This window comes from Nocardioides hankookensis (genome assembly GCF_042658885.1).
GTDB classification, from domain to species: domain Bacteria; phylum Actinomycetota; class Actinomycetes; order Propionibacteriales; family Nocardioidaceae; genus Nocardioides; species Nocardioides hankookensis.
In genome coordinates this window covers 280,112-298,855 of the sequence record NZ_JBHSRJ010000002.1, presented here as the reverse complement: position 1 = coordinate 298,855, position 18,744 = coordinate 280,112, and the positions used below count along the sequence as shown (strand labels likewise).

The window sequence follows — 18,744 nt, the reverse complement described above, 5'->3', positions numbered from 1 at the left end:
TTGGGGTCATTGTGGCGGGAAAATATATGATGTGTGGTGGATCACGGATCCATCAGGGGAGACGCGTCCGACGGCCAGGGGCGGCGGACTATCGTGGGAGGCCGTGCACGCGGGGTCCACGCGAGAAACTGAAACGTGTTCCAGTTTCTCCGTACCGTGAGTACGATCGAGGAGGCCGTCCGCCGCCCTGCGGCTGGAGTGCGGGCACCGACAGCACGAGCAGAGCAACAGAGGGAAGTGGGCGCACAGTGTCCAAGCAGGTCAAGCAGCTCGACCGGGTGATCATCCGGTTCGCGGGCGACTCCGGTGACGGCATGCAGCTCACCGGTGACCGGTTCACGTCGGAGTCGGCCGTCTTCGGCAACGACCTGATGACGCTGCCGAACTTCCCGGCCGAGATCCGGGCGCCGCAGGGCACGCTGCCGGGCGTCTCGTCCTTCCAGGTGCACTTCGCCGACCACGACATCCTCACCGCCGGCGATGCGCCGGACGTGCTGGTCGCGATGAACCCGGCCGCCCTGAAGGCCAACGTCGGAGACCTGCCCAAGGGCGCGGCGATCATCGTCGACACCCACGACTTCACCAAGCGCAACCTCGACAAGGCGGGCTACGAGGCCAACCCGCTCGACCTGCTGGGCGACGCGAACGACCCGCTCGGCGAGTTCCAGGTGACCCCGGTCGACCTGACCGGCATGACCGTCGAGGCGGTCAAGGAGTTCGGCCTGTCCCGCAAGGACGCGGCCCGTGCGAAGAACATGTTCGCGCTCGGCCTGCTGTCGTGGATGTACGGCCGTCCGACCGACCCGACCATCGCGTTCCTCGAGAAGCGCTTCGCGAAGGTCGCCGACATCCGCGACGCCAACATCACGGCGTTCAAGGCCGGGTGGAACTTCGGCGAGACGACCGAGGCCTTCGTAATCCAGTACGAGATCAAGCCGGCCCCGATGTCGCAGGGCACCTACCGCAACATCACCGGCAACCTGGCGCTGGCCTACGGCCTGATCGCCGGTGGCGTCCAGTCGGGGCTCCCCGTGTTCCTGGGCTCCTACCCGATCACGCCGGCCTCCGACATCCTCCACGAGCTCTCGAAGCACAAGGCGTTCGGCGTGACGACGCTGCAGGCCGAGGACGAGATCGCCGGCATCGGCGCCGCGATCGGCGCGTCCTTCGCGGGCTCGCTCGGGGTCACCACCACCTCCGGCCCGGGCATCGCGCTGAAGTCCGAGGCGATCGGCCTCGCCGTGATGACCGAGCTCCCGCTGGTCGTCGTCGACGTCCAGCGCGGCGGCCCGTCCACGGGCCTGCCGACGAAGACCGAGCAGGCCGACCTGCTCCAGGCGATGTTCGGCCGCAACGGCGAGGCCCCGGTCCCGATCGTCGCGCCCCAGTCACCCGGTGACTGCTTCACCGCCGCGCTCGAGGCGGTCCGGATCGCGATCACCTACCGCACGCCGGTGATGCTGCTCTCCGACGGCTACCTGGCCAACGGCTCGGAGCCGTGGCGGATCCCCGAGATCGCCGACCTCCCGTCGATCGACCCGAAGTTCGCCACCGAGCGCAACCAGACCGTGGTCGCCAAGGACGGCACCGAGTCCGAGGAGTACTGGCCCTACCTGCGCGACGAGGACACCCTCGCCAGGCCGTGGGCGATCCCGGGCACGCCCGGCCTCGAGCACCGCATCGGTGGCATCGAGAAGGCCAAGAACACCGGCAACATCTCCTACGACCCGGCCAACCACGACTACATGGTGCGGATCCGCCAGGCCAAGGTCGACCGGATCGCCGACTCGCTCCCGCCGCTCCAGGTCGACGACCCCAGCGGCGAGGCCAAGGTCCTGGTGATCGGCTGGGGCTCGACGTACGGCCCGATCGGCGCCGGCTGCCGCCGGGTCCGCAAGGCCGGCTTCAACGTCGCCCAGGTGCACCTGCGTCACCTCAACCCGTTCCCGAACGACCTCGGCGAGATCCTCAAGCGCTACGACAAGGTGCTCGTGCCCGAGATGAACCTCGGCCAGCTCTCCCTGCTGCTGCGCGGCAAGTACCTCGTCGACGCCATCGGCTACAACCAGGTCAACGGCATGCCCATCAAGGCGGCCGCGCTCGCCGAGGCCATCGGCGGCCTGGTCGCCGAGGCCGAGGGCGTCGAGATCGACCTGTCCGTCACGACCTCCGAGGAGGCGAAGTGAGCACCAGCACCGAGCTGCCCTTCCCCGGGCTGCGCTCCGGCGTCGAGCTCGTCCCGACCAACGACCAGCCGCAGACCGGCAAGGAGTACACCTCCGACCAGGAGGTCCGCTGGTGCCCCGGCTGTGGCGACTATGCGGTCCTCAAGGCGGTGCAGGGCTTCCTGCCCGAGCTGGGCCTGCGCCGCGAGAACATCGTCTTCGTCTCCGGCATCGGCTGCTCGTCGCGGTTCCCCTACTACCTCGACACCTACGGCATGCACTCGATCCACGGCCGGGCGCCGTCGATCGCGACCGGCATCGCCACGGCCCGCGAGGACCTGTCGGTCTGGGTGGTCACCGGTGACGGCGACGCGCTCTCGATCGGTGGCAACCACCTGATCCACGCGCTGCGCCGCAACGTGAACATGACGATCCTGCTCTTCAACAACCGGATCTACGGCCTCACGAAGGGTCAGTACTCCCCCACCTCCGAGGCCGGCAAGATCACCAAGTCGACCCCGATGGGCTCGCTCGACCACCCCTTCAACCCGGTCTCGCTGGCGCTCGGCGCCGAGGGCTCGTTCGTCGCGCGCACCATCGACTCCGACCGCAAGCACCTCACCTCGGTGCTCTCCGCGGCCGCCGCCCACCGCGGCACGTCGTTCGTCGAGATCTACCAGAACTGCCCGATCTTCAACGACGGCGCGTTCGACGCGATCAAGAACAACGACACCAAGGCCGACGCGATCATCCCGCTGGTGCACGGCGAGCCGATCCTCTTCGGCAACGGCTCGAAGGGCCTGGTCCGCGACACCGAGACCGGCGGCGTCAAGGTCGCGCTGGTGGCCGATGTCGGCGAGGACGCGATCATGGTCCACGACGCGCACAACACCGACCCGACGACGGCGTTCGCGATCTCGCGGCTGACCGACTCCGGCTACCTCAACCAGTCGCCGATCGGCATCTTCCGTCAGGTCGAGCGGCCGACGTACGACGACGGCGCCCGCGCCCAGATCGCCTCGGCCCAGCAAGCGGCTCCCGGCGACCCCACCGACCGCCTCGCAGCGCTCATCGGCGGTGGCGACACCTGGACGATCGTCTAGGTCACCGCACCGCACCACCGGCACAGACAAAGGGTCCCCGCCCGAGAGCGGGGACCCTTTTGTGTATCAACGCACCGCCCGAATACCCATTGGCGGCGCCCCCTAACCATCCCCCTATCCTGAGCCGGTGCCCGATGCCCGCCGTGGTCTGCTGCTCGGCGTCGCGGCGTACGCGATGTGGGGCCTCTTCCCGCTCTACTGGCCCCTGCTCGAGCCGGCCGGCGCGTTCGAGATCCTGGCCCACCGGGTGCTGTGGTCGTGCGTCACGATGTTCGTGCTGCTGCTGGTGCTGCGCCGCGGCCCGCAGCTCCGGGCGATCTGGCGCGAGCGGCGGGTTCGGCTGCTGCTGACGGTCGCCGCCTTCGTCATCAGCATCAACTGGGCGACGTACATCTGGGGCGTGAACAACGGCCGCGTCGTCGAGACGTCGCTCGGCTACTTCATCAACCCGCTGGTGACGGTGCTGATGGGCGTGGTGATCCTGCACGAGCGGCTGCGACCGCTCCAGTGGGTCGCCATGGGCATCGCGACCGGTGCCATCGTCGTGCTGACGCTCGACTACGGGCGCCTGCCGTACGTCGCGCTCGTGCTGGCCTTCACCTTCGGCAGCTACGGGCTGTGCAAGAAGACGGCGAACGTGGGCGCCACCGACAGCCTGACCTACGAGACGGCGGTGATCGCGCCGTTCGCGCTCGCGTACGTCGCGTGGCTGGGTGCGACCGGTGGCTCGAACTTCGCCTCGCACGGCGTCGGGCACTCGCTGCTCTTCATGACCACCGGCATCATCACCGCCGTCCCGCTGATCTGCTTCGGGGGCGCCGCGACGCGGGTCTCGATGGTGTCGCTCGGGCTGCTCCAGTACCTCGCGCCGATCATCCAGTTCGCGCTCGGCGTGCTGTGGTTCCACGAGGACATGCCGGCCGGGCGGTGGGCCGGCTTCGTGCTGGTCTGGATCGCGCTGGTCATCTTCACCGTCGAGGCGGTCAACCACCGGCGCCGGCAGCTGCGCCTCACGGTCGAGGCGACGACCGCCGCCTGACGCTCCCGGCCCGACTCGGGCGCGCACGAGGCCCAACTCGAGCGTGCGCGAGGCCCAGCTCAACCGCCAGGACGGGTCGCCGGCTGCTCGGTGTCGATCAGCGAGGGCGGGCCGGTCGCGATCTCGTCCTCGGCGACGTGCGTGGACGCCCGGGCGTCGGCGAGCACATCGGCCGGGACGTGCTGCTCGAGGAAGCGCCGAGCGAGGCGGGTCGAGGGGTGGATGGCGATCGTCGCCACCACGATGATGCCGGCGATGACGATCCAGCCGGCGGCGCCCCAGCTCATCGCCAGGAAGGTGTAGAGCGCCGGCGCCCACACCTTGCCGAGGGTGCCGCTGAACTCGGCGGCACCGTTGTAGGCGCCGCGCTGGCGCGGGTCCATCAGCTCGGCCTCGAGGGCCCAGGTCGCGGCGGAGAGGTAGAGCTCGGCGCCGGTCACGGTGACGTGACCGAGCCAGACGAGGGCGATCGTGGTCCACCCGAGGGTGTCGTGCGTCGCCAGCGTGATCAGGCAGGAGACGACGAAGAAGGTGGAGGAGATCCGGACCGCCTTCAGCGCCGTCGGCACGTCCTCGACGCCTCGCGCCGCCGCCATCGGCAGGAAGATGCACATCACGGTGTTGGTGCCGAACAGGAACGCCAGCAGGACCCGGGGGGCGTCGGTCTGCTCCACCAGCCAGAGCGGGATGACGATGTTGAGCAGCACCTGGTTGGTCCAGAAGACGCCGGTGAAGAACGACGTCAGCAACCAGCCCAGGTTGCGCATCGGACCGGGTCCGGGGACCTTGGCCTTGCGGTCCTCCGGCGTACGGTCGTCGTGCGGAGCCCGGGGCAGCCGGCTGATCGCGACCGCGTTGACCAGGAAGACGGCCGCGGTGAACCAGGGCACCGAGTGCAGCAGGTCGTCGGAGTGGAAGGCGAGCGCGATGCCGCCGACCAGGGAGCCGAGCGTGAAGCCGACGTTGAGCGCCGAGTACATGTAGGCCCGCGAGCGCACGCGCTCGTCGGGCGGCAGCACGTCGATCGTGTAGGCGCCGTGCGCGGCTCCGCCGAGTGCGCCGATGACCTCCATGCCGACGGCCATCAGGACGTAGCCCTGGAAGTCGGTGATGAACGGCCACAGCGCGAACATCGCCGCCTGGCCGGTCGCGCTGAGCGCCCACATCTTCTTGGGGCCGAAGCGGTCGACCAGCTTGCCCATCGGCAGGGCGGCGAGGAAGGACGCCACCCCGGCCAGGGTCAGGCCGAGGCCCACCTGGGCGGCCGAGAGCCCCACGATCTGGGTGAAGAACACGGCCGAGCCGGTCATGAACGTCCCCTCGCCCAGCGCGAAGAGGAGCGACTGGACGGCGAGGCGACCGGCGAGGGGCGACGGCGGGCGCGCGTGGCGCAGGAGGGCGGCGAACATCACCGACACTCTCTCCCGCGGGGACCTCCCCCGTCGCCCCAGTTTCCGCCGAATCGTGAGTTCTGGTCACTCCAATCGGGAGTTCTGGTCACCAGGACTGACCAAGACTCCCGAATCGAGTGACCAGAAGTCCGGACTCGGCGGTTCAGGTGGATCGGGTGGCGACGATGTCGGCGAACGCCTCGAGGGCGGCGCGGACCGGGCCCTCGGGGACGACGGCGAGGTGCTGCTTGGCGTCGTTGGCCTGGGCGACGACGTACGCGCGGGCCTCGTCGAGCGCCGGGTGCTTGCGCAGCAGGTCGAGCGCCTCGGCGTGCAGGTCGTCATCGGTGAGCTCGCCGTCGAGCAGCTCGTGCAGGCGGGCGTCGGCGGGGTCGGTGGAGGCGCGGGCCATCAGCACGGGGAGCGTCGGGACGCCCTCGCGCAGGTCGGTGCCGGGGACCTTGCCGGACTCGACCGAGTCGGAGGCGATGTCGAGGATGTCGTCGGAGAGCTGGAAGGCCGCGCCCACGATCTCGCCGTACGCCGTGAGCGCGTCCTCGACCTCGCGCGTGGCGCCGCCGAAGCGGGCGCCGTAGCGGGCGGAGGTGGCGATCAGCGAACCGGTCTTGCCGGCGACGACCTCGAGGTAGTGCGCGAGCGGGTCCTCACCCGGACCGGGCGCGACGGTCTCGAGGATCTGGCCCTCGACCAGCCGGGTGAACGTCTGCGCCTGGATCCGCACGGCGTCGGCGCCCAGCTCGGCGGTCAGCTCGGAGGACTTCGAGAAGAGGAAGTCACCGGTGAGGATCGCGACGTGGTTGCCCCAGCGCGTGTGCGCGGCGACGGCCCCGCGGCGCAGGTCGGCCTCGTCCATCACGTCGTCGTGGTAGAGCGACGCCAGGTGGGTCAGCTCGACCACGCAGGCCGCGGTGATGACCTCGTCGGAGCCCGCGCGGTCGCCCAGCTCAGCCGCGAGCAGCACGAGCAACGGACGGAACCGCTTGCCGCCGGCCTCCATCAGGTGGCTGGCCGTCTCGGTGACGAACTCGGCCCGGCTGCGGACGTGACCCGCCAGCGCCACCTCGACGAGGTCGAGGCGTTCGAGCAGCCGGGCGGCGAGGGCGTCGTCGCCGACGGGGAGTGCGAGAGCGGCAGATCCGGACGTCACCTGAGGAATTGTCCAGCATGGTCGGCCAAAGTGAGCACCGGGCCGGGTACGACGCCCAGGACGATCGTCGCGGCGAGGCCGACGGCGATGGTCGCGGAGGTCAGCACCGAGGGCCGCGCGACGCTGGCGAGCTCGCCCGCGTCGGGGGTCACGTCGACGAAGAACATCAGCACGATCACCCGCACGTAGAAGAAGACCGCGATGATGCTGCACAGGATCGCGGCGATCACGACCGGCCACGCGCCGGCCGACAGCGCGACCGTGAAGACCGCCCACTTGCCCACGAAGCCGGCGGTCAGCGGGATGCCGGCCATCGACAGCAGGAAGAACGCGAACAGCCCGGCCACCAGGGGCGAACGGCGTCCGAGGCCCTGCCAGCGCGCGAACGTCGACGCCTCGCCCGAGGAGTCGCGCACCAGCGTGACCACCGCGAAGGCGCCGAGCATCGCGAAGCCGTACGTCGTCAGGTAGAAGAGCACGGCCTGCATCGACGTGACCTCGCCGTCGGAGAGCTCCGAGGCCTGCTGCACGCCGAGCACGCCGGTGAGGAGGAAGCCGGTGTGCGCGATGGACGAGTACGCGAGCATCCGCTTCATGTCCGTCTGGACGACGGCGAGCACGGCACCGACGACCATCGTCAGGATCGCGATGATCCAGAGCATCGGCTGCCAGGTCCACCGCTCCGAGCCGAAGGCCACGTAGAAGAGGCGCAGGATCGCGCCGAACGCCGCGATCTTGGTGCCGGCGGCCATGAACGCCGTCACCGGCGTGGGTGCACCCTGGTAGACGTCGGGCGTCCACGAGTGGAACGGCGCCGCGCCGACCTTGAACAGCAGGCCGACGGTCAGCATGCCGAGCCCGAGCAGCAGCAGCGTCTGGTTGGAGAGGTCGTTGCGGACCGCCTCGTTGATGTCGGCGTAGGACATCGAGCCCGCGAAGCCGTAGGTCAGCGCCACGCCGTACAGGAAGAAGCCGGAGGAGAAGGCGCCGAGCAGGAAGTACTTCAGTGCGGCCTCCTGGCTGAGCAGCCGGCGCCGACGCGCCAGGCCGCAGAGCAGGTAGAGCGGCAGCGAGAGCACCTCGAGCGCGACGAAGAGCGTCAGGAGGTCGTTGGCGGCCGGGAAGAGCATCATGCCGAAGACCGCGAACATCAGCAGCGGATAGATCTCGGTGTGCTCGAGGCCGCTCTTCGACGCCTGGCGCTCCGCCTCGGTGCCGGGCAGCGCGGCGGCCTGGCCGGCGAACGCCGACACCCCGCCCTCGAGCCGGCGCTCGGCGAAGAGCAGCACGCCGCCGATGGCGACGACCAGGATGAGTCCCCAGAAGAAGACGGCGGGACCGTCGACGGCCAGGGTGCCCTCGACGTCGATGGCACCGCGGGCGGCGCCGTCGTTGTGCACGGTCAGGTCGCGGGCGACCAGGATCGTGCCGACCAGCGCCGCCACCAGGCCGGCGGCGGCAAGCACGGTCTGCACCAGGAAGCGGCGCTGCCGCGGGACGAACGCCTCGACGACGACTCCGACGCAGGCCACCCCGAAGACGAGGATGAGCGGCCAGATGTCGGCGTACTCGATGGTGGGCTTGGTGAAGTCCATCAGTGAGCACCTTCCTCAGCGGCAGGCACGGTCGGCGGGTCGTCCGTGACCCCGACGTGGTGGAGCAACGAGTCGACGGTCGGGTTGACCGCGTCGAGCATCGGCATCGGGAAGAAGCCGAAGACGACCAAGGCGGCGACGAGCGGTACGACGGCGACGAGCTCGCGCTTGTCGAGGTCGCGGATGCCCGCGTCCTCCGGCACCTCCGGTCCGGTCATCGTGCGCTGGTAGAGCCAGAGCACGTAGACGGCGGCCAGCACGATGCCGGTGACCGCGACCGCGCCGACCCACCAGTGGTAGTCGAACGCCGCGATCATCACCAGGATCTCGGAGACGAACTGGCTCAGGCCCGGCAGACCGAGGGTGGCCAGGCCGGCGACCAGGAAGAGACCGGCGAGCAGCGGCGCGCGGTGCTCGACGCCGGTGATCTCGCTGATCAGGGACGTGCCCTTGCGCTTGATCAGGTAGCCCGCGAGCAGGAACAGCGCGGCGGTGCCGACACCGTGGTTGACCATGTAGAGGATCGAGCCGGAGCCGCCCTGGCTGGTCAGCGCGAAGATGCCGAGCGTGATGAAGCCGAAGTGGCTCAGCGACGTCAGGCCGATGAGGCGCAGGATGTCGTCCTGGCCGATCGCCAGGAACGCGCCGTACACGATCGAGATCAGCGCCAGGGTGATGACGACCGGGGTCGCCCACTGCGAGGCGTTCGGGAAGATGCCGAGGCAGAACCGCAGCATCCCGAAGGTGCCGATCTTGTCGAGGATGCAGACCAGCAGCACGCTCGTGCCCGGGGTCGCCTTCTCGGTGGTGTCGGCCAGCCAGGTGTGCAGCGGGAAGAGCGGCGCCTTCACGATGAACGCGATCATGAAGCCGACGAAGAGCCAGCGCTCCCAGGTGGTGCTCATGTCGAGCTGCTGGAGGTCGGAGAGCAGGTACGACGGCTTGCCCGCGTCGGCGGAGACGACGTAGAGACCGATCACCGCGGCCAGCAGCACGAGGCCGCCGCCGAGCTGGTACATCAGGAACTTGAGCGCCGCGAAGCCGCGACCCTCGCGCCCGAAGCCACCGATCAGGAAGTACGCCGGGATCAGCGTCGCCTCGAAGACGACGTAGAAGAGGAAGACGTCGGTCGCGGCGAAGACGCACAGCGCGAAGCCCTGGAGTGCCAGCGCCCAGGCGAAGAACGCCGCCGGGTTGCGCCCGTCGGCCTCGTGCCACGACGCCACGAAGACGACCGGGACCAGCCCGACGGTCAGCAGGATCATCAGCAGGCCGAGCCCGTCGACGCCGAGGGCGTAGTGGACGCCCAGCGGCTCGATCCAGGTGTGCGTCTCGGTGAGCTGCATGCCGTCGCCGGCGTGGAACTGGGTCGCGATGACGACACCGACCGCCGCGGTGACGAGCGCGAAGGCCAGCGCCACCTGCTTGGGCAGCGCGGTCTCGCGTCCGGCCTTGGGCAGCAGCGCCGTGACCAGCGCGCCGACGAGCGGCACGACGATCAGCGTGGTGAGCCAGGGGAAGTCGCTCATGCGAGGTTCACCGCCAGGAGGGCCGCGGCGACGATGAGAGCGCCGACCAGGATGGACAGGGCGTACGAGCGGACGTAGCCGTTCTGGACGCGTCGGGCGAGCCCGGCGAGCGCCCCGACCGCGACCGGGCCCCCGGTGAGCACGCCGTCGACGGCGTACCTGTCGGTGGCCAGCAGCGCCGTCGTCAGGTGCGTGCTCGGGTTGACCACCAACGTGTTGTTGATGGTGTTGCCGTAGAGCTCCTCGCGACCGGCACGGGTGGCGAACGAGACGTCCTGGGGAGCCGTGCGCGGGACGTCCCGCTTGCCGACCAGGAACCAGGCCGCTGCGACGCCGACGGCGACGACCAGGACCGCGATCACGCTGACGGCGAGCGCCGGGATCGGCGGGTCCTCGTGCGGGGCCGTGCCGGTGACCGGGGCCAGGAAGTCGACGATCCAGTCGTTGATCAGCACCACGCCACCGAGCACCGACAGCGCGGCGAGCACCATCAGCGGCACCGTCATCACCGACGGCGACTCGTGGGGGTGGACGCCCTTCTCCCACCGCTTGTCGGTGAAGAACGTCATCAGCATCATCCGGGTCATGTAGAAGCCGGTGACGCCGGCGCCGGCGAGAGCGCAGAGCCCGATGATCCAGTTGTCGGCGAGCGCGGTCTCGATGATCTTGTCCTTGGACCAGAAGCCGGAGAAGCCCGGGAACCCGATGATCGCGAGGTAGCCCATCGAGAACGTCAGGAACGTCACCGGCATCATCGTGCGCAGGGCACCGTAGTGGCGCATGTCGACGTCGTCGTCCATGCCGTGCATGACCGAGCCGGCCCCCAAGAACATGTTGGCCTTGAAGAATCCGTGCATGAGCAGGTGCATGATCGCGAACGCGTAGCCCGCGACGCCGAGCCCGGCCGCGAGCATCATGTAGCCGATCTGGCTCATGGTCGATCCGGCGAGCGCCTTCTTGATGTCGTCCTTCGCGCAGCTGATCCACGCGCCCCAGAAGATCGAGATGACGGCGACGATCACGACGACCGTCTGCGCGTGCGGCGCGAGCTCGAAGACGAAGTTGGAGCGGACGATCAGGTAGACGCCCGCGGTCACCATGGTCGCGGCGTGGATGAGCGCCGAGACCGGGGTCGGGCCCTCCATCGCGTCCAGGAGCCAGGCCTGCAGCGGGAACTGCGCGGACTTGCCGCAGGCGCCGAGCAGGAGCAGCAGGCCGAGGATCGTCATCGTGGTGGTCGAGGCGTCCCCGGCACCGGCACTGATCACCGTGAAGCTCGTCGAGCCGAACGTGATGAAGAACAGCATGATCGCCAGCGACAGGCCCATGTCGCCGACCCGGTTGATGACGAACGCCTTCTTCGCCGCGGCGGCCGCGGTGGGCTTGTGCTGCCAGAAGCCGATCAGCAGGTACGACGCCAGGCCGACGCCCTCCCAGCCGAGGAACAGGCCGAGGTAGTTCTCCGAGAGGACAAGCATCAGCATCGCCGCGACGAAGAGGTTCAGGTAGCCGAAGAACCGGCGCCGGCGCGGGTCGTGCGCCATGTAGCCGATCGAGTAGACGTGGATCAGGGAGCCGACGCCGGTGATCAGCAGCAGGAAGAGCGCCGACAGCGGGTCGTAGAGCAGGTCCATGCCGACGTCGAGGTGGCCGGTCTGCATCCACTGGTAGAGGTGCTGGCTGACCTGACGGTCCGACTCGTCGCGACCGAGCAGCGAGATGAACATCGCCAGGCTGATCGCGAACGAGCCGATCGGCAGCAGGGTGCCGAGCAGGTGGCCCCACCTGTCGGTGTACTTCCCGCCGATGAGCAGGACCGCGGCGCCGGCGAGCGGCAGCGCGATCACCAGCCAGAGCAGGCCGAACACCCCGTCGGCCGACGTGGGGTCGACGACCGGGATGCTCCCGCCTTCGTGCAATGCGTACATCTGCGCAGGCCCCTTAGTACTTCAGCAGGCTGGCGTCGTCGACCGAGGCCGACCGCCGGGTCCGGAAGATGGTCATGATGATCGCGAGTCCGACCACGACCTCGGCCGCGGCCACCACCATCACGAAGAAGGCGGCGATCTGGCCGTCGAGGTTGCCGTGCTGCTTGGCGAAGGCGACCAGCGCGAGGTTCGAGGCGTTGAGCATCAGCTCGACGCACATGAACACCACGATCGCGTTGCGCCGGGTGAGGACACCCACGCAGCCGATGGTGAAGAGGATCGCCGAGAGGACGACGTACGCCTGGATGTTCACTGGCTGTCCTCGCTGCCCGTCGCGGGGGCCTCTTCGGTGGTCGATGCCGGCGGGGCGGCGTCACGACCCGCGTGCGGTGCCCAGCCGATCTGCTTCTCGATCTCCTCGATCGCGTCGGCGGTCGCCGGTGCGGACCGCACGGTGCCGCGGGCGGCGAGCACCCGGGAGACCGAGCTGGACGCCGCCGTGCCGTCGGGCAGCAGGGCCGGGGTGTCGACCGCGTTGTGGCGGGCGTAGACACCCGGAGGAGGCAGCGGACCGAGGTGCGTGCCCTTCTCGGCGTAGTCCTTGACCCGCTGCGCGGCGAGCTCGGCCTGGCCGGCCTTCGGGGTGAGGCGCTCGCGGTGGGCGAGCACCATCGCGCCGACGGCCGCGGTGATGAGCAGCGCGCTGGTCGTCTCGAACGCGAAGACGTAGCGCGAGAAGAGGATGTCGGCGACCGCCTCGATGTTGCCGTTGGCGTTCGCGGCGCCGAGCCCGACCGCCGGACCGAGCGAGATCTGGCCGAGGGCGACCACGAGGACCGTCCCGAGGACGACACCGCCGACCATGGCGAGCACGCGCTGGCCGCGGATCGTCTCGACGACCGAGTCGGAGGCGTCGACGCCGACGAGCATCAGGACGAAGAGGAAGAGCATCAGGATGGCGCCGGTGTAGACGATGATCTGCACCGCGAAGAGGAACGGCGCGTCCAGCGTGAGGTAGAGGACGGCCAGCGAGATCATCACGACCGCGAGCAGCAGTGCGGCGTGCACGGCCTTGCGGACGAAGAGGATGCCCAGGGCGGCGATCACCATGATCGGCGCGAGGATCCAGAACGCGACCATCAGTCGGCCTCCCGTGCGGCCGGGGCGGGAGCGGCGAACTCGCCCCGGTAGTAGGCGCCCTCGTCGTCGCCGAGCAGCATCGCGTGCGGCGGCTGCTCCATGCCGGGCAGGAGCGGGGCGAGCAGGTCGGACTTCTCGTAGATGAGGTCCGCCCGGTTGGTGTCGGCCAGCTCGTACTCGTTGGTCATCGTGAGCGCCCGGGTCGGGCACGCCTCGATGCACAGGCCGCACAGGATGCAGCGCAGGTAGTTGATCTGGTAGACGCGGCCGTAGCGCTCACCCGGGCTGAACCGGCCCTCGCCGTTGGCGGAGTCGTCGTTGGACGCGCCCTCGACGTAGATCGCGTCGGCCGGGCACGCCCACGCGCACAGCTCGCAGCCGATGCACTTCTCGAGCCCGTCGGGCCACCGGTTGAGCTGGTGCCGGCCGTGGAAGCGCGGCGCCGTCGGGAGCTTCTCGAACGGGTACTGCTCGGTGACGACCTTCTTGAACATGGTGCGGAAGGTGACCCCGAACCCGGCGATCGGGTCCCAGAGCTGCTCCTTCATGCTCTTGGACTGCTCGTCAGCCATCAGATCTCCTCCCCTGCGCTGCGCGTCGCGGCGACAGGCTCCGTGATGGGCGATCGGTTCTCGAAGGTCAGCGGCTGAGCAGCACCACGGACGGCGCCCCCGGCCGGCATCGGCGGGACCGGGAAGCCTCCCGGGTGCGCCACGGCCTCGACCTCCTCCGTCTCCTCGGCCGAGTCGCCGATGAAGAACAGGACGACGAAGATCACCGCGAGCACGCCGATGCCGATCAGCAGCCAGCGCCGGTCGATGCCGCCCTCGAGCGAGATCGAGCGGATGGTCGCGACGGCGACGATCCACACCAGCGCGATCGGGATCAGCCGCTTCCAGCCGAACGCCATGAACTGGTCGTAGCGCAGCCGCGGCAGGGATCCCCGCAGCCAGATGAAGACGAAGATGAAGAAGAGGACCTTGCCGAAGAACCACAGCACCGGCCAGTAGCCCTCGTTGGCGCCGGCCCACACGTGGTCGATCCAGAACGGCGCGTGCCAGCCGCCCAGGAAGAGCGTGGTCGCGAGCGCGGAGACCGTCGCCATGTTGATGTACTCGGCGAGGAAGAACAGCGCGAACTTCAGCGAGCTGTACTCGGTGTGGAAGCCACCGACGAGCTCGCCCTCGGCCTCGGGGAGGTCGAACGGCGCCCGGTTGGTCTCGCCGACCATCGCGATGCAGTAGATGACGAACGACGGCGCCAGGATCAGCCCGAACCACAGGTCGTCCTGCGCGTCGACGATCTGCGAGGTCGACATCGAGCCGGCGTACAGGAAGACGGCGACGAGGGCCAGGCCCATGGCGACCTCGTAGGAGATCATCTGCGCGCTGGAGCGCAGGCCGCCGAGCAGGGAGTACGTCGAGCCGCTGGACCAGCCGCCGAGCACGATGCCGTAGATGCCGATCGAGGCGATCGCCATCACGAAGAGGACGGCGACCGGCATGTCGGTCAGCTGGAGCGGCGTCTCCTGGCCGAAGAAGTTGACCGTCGGCCCGAACGGGATGACCGCGAAGGTCACGAACGCCGGCACGGTCGCGAGGACCGGGGCGATCAGGAAGACGACCTTGTCGGCGGCCTTCGGGGTCAGGTCCTCCTTGAGCGCCAGCTTCACGCCATCGGCGAGGGACTGGAGCAGGCCGAAGGGGCCGTGCACGTTGGGGCCGATGCGGTGCTGCATCCGCGCCACGACGCGGCGCTCCCACCAGATGTTGAAGAGCGTGAGCAGCACCAGGATCACGAAGATCAGGAGGGTCTTGATGACGATGACCCACCAGACGTCGTGCCCGAACTGCGACAGGGGCTCGGCCGCCATCGCGATCATGAGGTCACTCCCTTCGCGATGGTGACCCGGCTGCCGGGCGACGCCAGGTCGGCGAGCACGCCGTTGCCGAAGGAGTTCGCCGGGAGCCACACCACGTCGTCGGCCAGATCGGCCGCCTCGGCGGGGAGCGTCACCGAGCCGCGGTCACCGGTGAGGGTGACGGTCGGGCCGTGGGCGTCGTACGTCGTGCGCGAGACGCGGGCGACCGGGACCCGCGCGGTCGCCAGGTAGGCCTTGTCGCCGTGCTGCATCGAGCCGTTGTCGATGAGCAGCTTCCAGGTCGCCAGCGCGAGCGAGTCGTCCGAGCTCGGTGGTCGAGTGCCGTCGCGAGGGACGAGCGACGGCGTATCGAGACCGGCGCGCTCGCCGTCCCACGGCCCCATCTCCTCCATCTCGGCCCGCGCCTCGGCGACGGTGCGGAAGCCGAGGGGCCTGCCGAGCTCCTCGGCGATGCCGGCCAGGATGCGCAGGTCGGGCAGCGAGGTCGGGCTGGCGAAGACCGCGTCGAACGTGCGCGGGCGGCCCTCCCAGGTCACGAACATGCCGGCCTTGTCGGTGACGGGCGCGACCGGGAAGACGACGTCGGCGGCGCGGGTCACGTCGGTCTCGCGCAGCTCGAGCGCGACGACGAACGACGCGGCCGCGATCGCGGCGCGGGTGGCGGCCGGGTCGCTGGTGTCGTCGGGGTCGACGCCACCGATGACGAGACCGTGGAGCTCGCCGGCGTTGAGGGCGGCGACGATGCCGTCGGCGTCGCGACCCGCTGCCTCGGGCAGGTGGTCGACGCCCCAGTCGGCGGCGGCGTCCACGCGGGCCGCCGGGTCGGCGACCGGGCGTCCGCCCGGCAGCAGGTTGGGCAGGCAGCCGGTCTCGACCGCACCCCGGTCGCCCGCGCGGCGCGGGACCCAGGCCAGCCGGGCACCGGTCTTCGCGGCCAGGGCCGCAGCGGCGCTGAGTGCGCCGGGCACGGTCGCCAGCCGCTCGCCGACGAGCAGCACGGCGGTCTGGTCGACGCCGTACTCCCCCTGCTCGACGAGCGCCTCGATCGCGGCGGCCTCGTCGCCGGGCGCGGTGCGGACCAGGTGGGCGCCGAGCTTGGCGTTGCCACGCGAGAGGTACGGCGCGAGCGCGATCACCCGGGTGGTCCCCTTGGTGGCCTTGCGCAGCCGCAGGAAGATCATCCCGGCCTCGTCCTCGGGCTCCAGCCCGGCCAGGACGACGGTGCTCGCGGACTCGAGGTCGGCGTACGTGACCGTGCTCCGGAGCACCACCTCCGAGGCCAGGAACGAGGCCTCCTCGGCGGAGTGCGGACGCGAGCGGAAGTCGATGTCGTTGGTGCCGAGCGCGACCCGCGCGAACTTGCTGTAGGCGTAGCCGTCCTCGGCCGTCACCCGACCGCCGGTCAGGACGCCGGTGGCGCCTGCTGCCTGGAGCCCGCGGGCGGCGACGGCGAAGGCCTCGGGCCAGGACGCCGGTCGCAGTTCTCCGTCCTCACGGACCTGCGGGTAGGAGAGACGGTCGGCCTCGGTGGCGTAGTGGAACGCGAAGCGGTCCTTGTCGGTGATCCACTCCTCGTTGACCTCGGGGTCGTTGCCGGCCAGGCGGCGCATCACCTTGCCGCGCCGGTGGTCGATGCGGATCGCAGAGCCGCACGCGTCGTGCTCGGCGATGCTCGGGGTCGAGACCAGGTCGAAGGGGCGGGAGCGGAACCGGTACTCGGCGCTGGTGAGGGCGCCGACCGGGCAGATCTGGATGGTGTTGCCGGCGAAGTAGGAGAGGAACGGCGCGTCCTCGGCGATGCCCACCTGCTGCTGGGCGCCGCGCTCGATGAGCGCGATGAACGGGTCGCCCGGGATCTCCTCCGCGAAGCGGGTGCAGCGCTGGCAGACGATGCAGCGCTCGCGGTCGAGGAGCACGGTGGGCGACAGGTTGATCGGCTTCGGGAAGGTGCGCTTGACACCGCCGCCGTCGGAGAAGCGGGAGTCGCCGCGGCCGTTGGACATCGCCTGGTTCTGCAAGGGGCACTCGCCGCCCTTGTCGCAGACCGGGCAGTCCAGCGGGTGGTTGATCAGCAGGAACTCCATGATCCCCTGCTGCGCCTTGTCGGCGACCGGGCTGGTGACCTGGGTGTTGACGACCATGCCCTCGGCGACCGGGAGCGTGCAGGACGCCTGCGGCTTCGGGAAGCCGCGGCCGTTGCCGGCGTCGGGGATGTCGACCAGGCACTGGCGGCAGGCACCGACCGGGGCGAGCAGCGGGTGGTCGCAGAACCGCGGGACCTGGACACCGATCTCCTCGGCCGCCCGGATCACCAGGGTGTCCTTGGGGACGCTGACCTGGACGCCGTCGATGGTGAGCGTGACGAGATCGGTCGCCTTCTCAGGAGCCACACTCATGCGCGTACTCGCTTCGCTCCGTGCGCGCATGAGGCACATGTCGCGCTGTGTTGGATGACTCGCTCGCTTCGCTCGCTCATGCCGTCACCTCCTGTCCTGCCCAGGCAGTCGATCGGGCCGGGTCGAAGGGGCACCCGCCCTCGGTGAGGTGGGCGACGTACTCGTCGCGGAAGTACTTGATGGAGCTCATGATCGGGCTGACGGCACCGTCGGCCAGCGCGCAGAACGAGCGGCCGAGGATGTTGTCGCACTGGTCGAGCAGCAGGTCGAGGTCGGCCTCGCTGCCCTGGCCCTTCTCGAGGGCGGTCAGGGTCTGCACCAGCCACCAGGTGCCCTCGCGGCACGGGGTGCACTTGCCGCAGGACTCGTGCTTGTAGAACTCGGTCCAGCGCAGCGTCGCCCGCACCACGCAGGTGGTGTCGTCGAAGATCTGCAGCGCGCGGGTGCCGAGCATCGAGCCGGCAGCACCCACGCCCTCGAAGTCGAGCGGCATGTCGAGGTGCTCGGCGGTGAGCAGCGGCGTGCTGGAGCCGCCGGGCGTCCAGAACTTCAGCTCGTGCCCGTCGCGTACGCCGCCGGCGAGCTCGATCAGGGTCCGCAGGGTGATGCCGAGCGGAGCCTCGTACTGACCCGGCTTCTGCACGTGGCCGGAGAGCGAGAAGATGCCGAAGCCCTTGGACTTCTCGGTGCCCATCGAGGAGAACCAGCCGTGGCCGTGGGCGATGATGCTCGGCACCGAGGCGATCGACTCGACGTTGTTGATGACGGTCGGGCTCGCGTAGAGCCCGGCGACGGCCGGGAACGGCGGGCGCAGCCGCGGTTGGCCGCGGCGACCCTCGAGGCCCTCCAGGAGGGCGGTCTCCTCGCCGCAGATGTAGGCACCGGCGCCGGCGTGCACGACGACGTCGAGGTCGAAGCCCGAGCCGTGGATGTCCTTGCCGAGGTGGCCGGCCAGGTAGGCCTCCTGCACCGCGCGCTGCACGCGCCGGATGACGTGGAGGACCTCGCCGCGGACGTAGATGAACGCCTTGTTGGCGCGGATCGCGTAGGAGCTGATGATGACGCCCTCGACCAGCGTGTGCGGGCTGGCCATCATCAGCGGGATGTCCTTGCAGGTGCCCGGCTCGGACTCGTCGGCGTTGACGACGAGGTACTTCGGCTTCGGGTTGTCCTGCGGGATGAAGCCCCACTTCATGCCGGTGGGGAAGCCGGCGCCGCCACGACCCCGGAGACCGGACTCCTTGACCTCGTTGATGACCGCGTCCGGGTCCATGGCGAAGGCCTTGTCGAGCGCCTCGTAGCCGCCGCGGGCGGCGTACGACTCGAGCGTCCAGCTGCGGTCGTCGCCCCAGTTGTCGGTGAGGACCGGGGTCAGTGTGTCAGCCACGGAGTGCCCCCTTCCGGTGGT

The 18,744-nt window shown here is 69.8% G+C and carries 14 protein-coding genes; 3 read left to right on the top strand and 11 right to left on the bottom strand.

Annotated features, from left to right (window positions below; genetic code table 11):
- The first annotated feature begins 248 nt into the window (after nucleotides 1-248).
- From ACFPYL_RS04335 to rarD, 3 genes are all read left to right on the top strand, one after another.
- Complete coding sequence (locus ACFPYL_RS04335; protein WP_379150720.1) at nucleotides 249-2,186, top strand: 2-oxoacid:acceptor oxidoreductase subunit alpha; 1,938 nt, start codon at nucleotides 249-251, stop codon at nucleotides 2,184-2,186.
- The gene (locus ACFPYL_RS04330; protein WP_379150717.1) at nucleotides 2,183-3,268 is read left to right on the top strand and encodes a 2-oxoacid:ferredoxin oxidoreductase subunit beta; all 1,086 of its coding nucleotides are present in this window, start codon (nucleotides 2,183-2,185) and stop codon (nucleotides 3,266-3,268) included. Before ACFPYL_RS04335 ends, ACFPYL_RS04330 begins: the two co-directional genes overlap by 4 nt.
- Before the next feature lie 127 nt (nucleotides 3,269-3,395).
- The gene (gene rarD / locus ACFPYL_RS04325; protein WP_379150715.1) at nucleotides 3,396-4,307 is read left to right on the top strand and encodes an EamA family transporter RarD; all 912 of its coding nucleotides are present in this window, start codon (nucleotides 3,396-3,398) and stop codon (nucleotides 4,305-4,307) included.
- A gap of 59 nt (nucleotides 4,308-4,366) precedes the next feature.
- On the opposite strand, the gene ACFPYL_RS04320 is transcribed toward rarD, so the two are convergent.
- The 11 genes from ACFPYL_RS04320 to nuoF all read right to left on the bottom strand — a co-directional run bounded on the left by ACFPYL_RS04320 (nucleotide 4,367) and on the right by nuoF (nucleotide 18,723).
- Nucleotides 4,367-5,716: an MFS transporter gene (locus ACFPYL_RS04320; RefSeq protein ID WP_379150712.1), complete on the bottom strand. Its 1,350-nt coding sequence runs from the start codon at nucleotides 5,714-5,716 to the stop codon at nucleotides 4,367-4,369.
- Between the two features lie 145 nt (nucleotides 5,717-5,861).
- A complete protein-coding gene (locus ACFPYL_RS04315; protein ID WP_379150709.1) occupies nucleotides 5,862-6,866 on the bottom strand; it encodes a polyprenyl synthetase family protein in 1,005 nt (334 codons plus the stop codon).
- A complete protein-coding gene (nuoN, locus tag ACFPYL_RS04310) occupies nucleotides 6,863-8,461 on the bottom strand; it encodes an NADH-quinone oxidoreductase subunit NuoN (RefSeq protein WP_379150706.1) in 1,599 nt (532 codons plus the stop codon). The genes ACFPYL_RS04315 and nuoN overlap by 4 nt, the downstream gene beginning before the upstream one ends.
- Nucleotides 8,461-9,990, bottom strand: coding sequence for an NADH-quinone oxidoreductase subunit M (locus ACFPYL_RS04305; protein ID WP_379150703.1), 1,530 nt, complete (start codon nucleotides 9,988-9,990; stop codon nucleotides 8,461-8,463). The genes nuoN and ACFPYL_RS04305 overlap by 1 nt, the downstream gene beginning before the upstream one ends.
- Nucleotides 9,987-11,918 carry an NADH-quinone oxidoreductase subunit L gene (nuoL, locus tag ACFPYL_RS04300; RefSeq protein WP_379150700.1) on the bottom strand — a complete coding sequence of 644 codons (1,932 nt, stop codon included), beginning with the start codon at nucleotides 11,916-11,918 and terminating at the stop codon, nucleotides 9,987-9,989. Before nuoL ends, ACFPYL_RS04305 begins: the two co-directional genes overlap by 4 nt.
- Nucleotides 11,919-11,931: 13 nt before the next feature.
- Entirely contained in the window at nucleotides 11,932-12,231 is a 300-nt protein-coding gene (gene nuoK, locus ACFPYL_RS04295; protein ID WP_028643381.1) for an NADH-quinone oxidoreductase subunit NuoK, read from the bottom strand.
- Complete coding sequence (locus ACFPYL_RS04290; protein WP_379150697.1) at nucleotides 12,228-13,058, bottom strand: NADH-quinone oxidoreductase subunit J; 831 nt, start codon at nucleotides 13,056-13,058, stop codon at nucleotides 12,228-12,230. Before ACFPYL_RS04290 ends, nuoK begins: the two co-directional genes overlap by 4 nt.
- Nucleotides 13,058-13,630 carry an NADH-quinone oxidoreductase subunit NuoI gene (nuoI, locus tag ACFPYL_RS04285; protein ID WP_379150694.1) on the bottom strand — a complete coding sequence of 191 codons (573 nt, stop codon included), beginning with the start codon at nucleotides 13,628-13,630 and terminating at the stop codon, nucleotides 13,058-13,060. The genes ACFPYL_RS04290 and nuoI overlap by 1 nt, the downstream gene beginning before the upstream one ends.
- Complete coding sequence (gene nuoH / locus ACFPYL_RS04280) at nucleotides 13,630-14,931, bottom strand: NADH-quinone oxidoreductase subunit NuoH (RefSeq protein ID WP_379151168.1); 1,302 nt, start codon at nucleotides 14,929-14,931, stop codon at nucleotides 13,630-13,632. The genes nuoI and nuoH overlap by 1 nt, the downstream gene beginning before the upstream one ends.
- A 5-nt stretch (nucleotides 14,932-14,936) precedes the next feature.
- Complete coding sequence (locus ACFPYL_RS04275; protein WP_379150691.1) at nucleotides 14,937-17,336, bottom strand: NADH-quinone oxidoreductase subunit G; 2,400 nt, start codon at nucleotides 17,334-17,336, stop codon at nucleotides 14,937-14,939.
- 76 nt (nucleotides 17,337-17,412) lie between these two features.
- Nucleotides 17,413-18,723 (bottom strand): NADH-quinone oxidoreductase subunit NuoF, encoded by a 1,311-nt coding sequence (gene nuoF / locus ACFPYL_RS04270; protein WP_379150689.1) that lies wholly within the window; start codon nucleotides 18,721-18,723, stop codon nucleotides 17,413-17,415.
- Nucleotides 18,724-18,744: the final 21 nt, after the last annotated feature.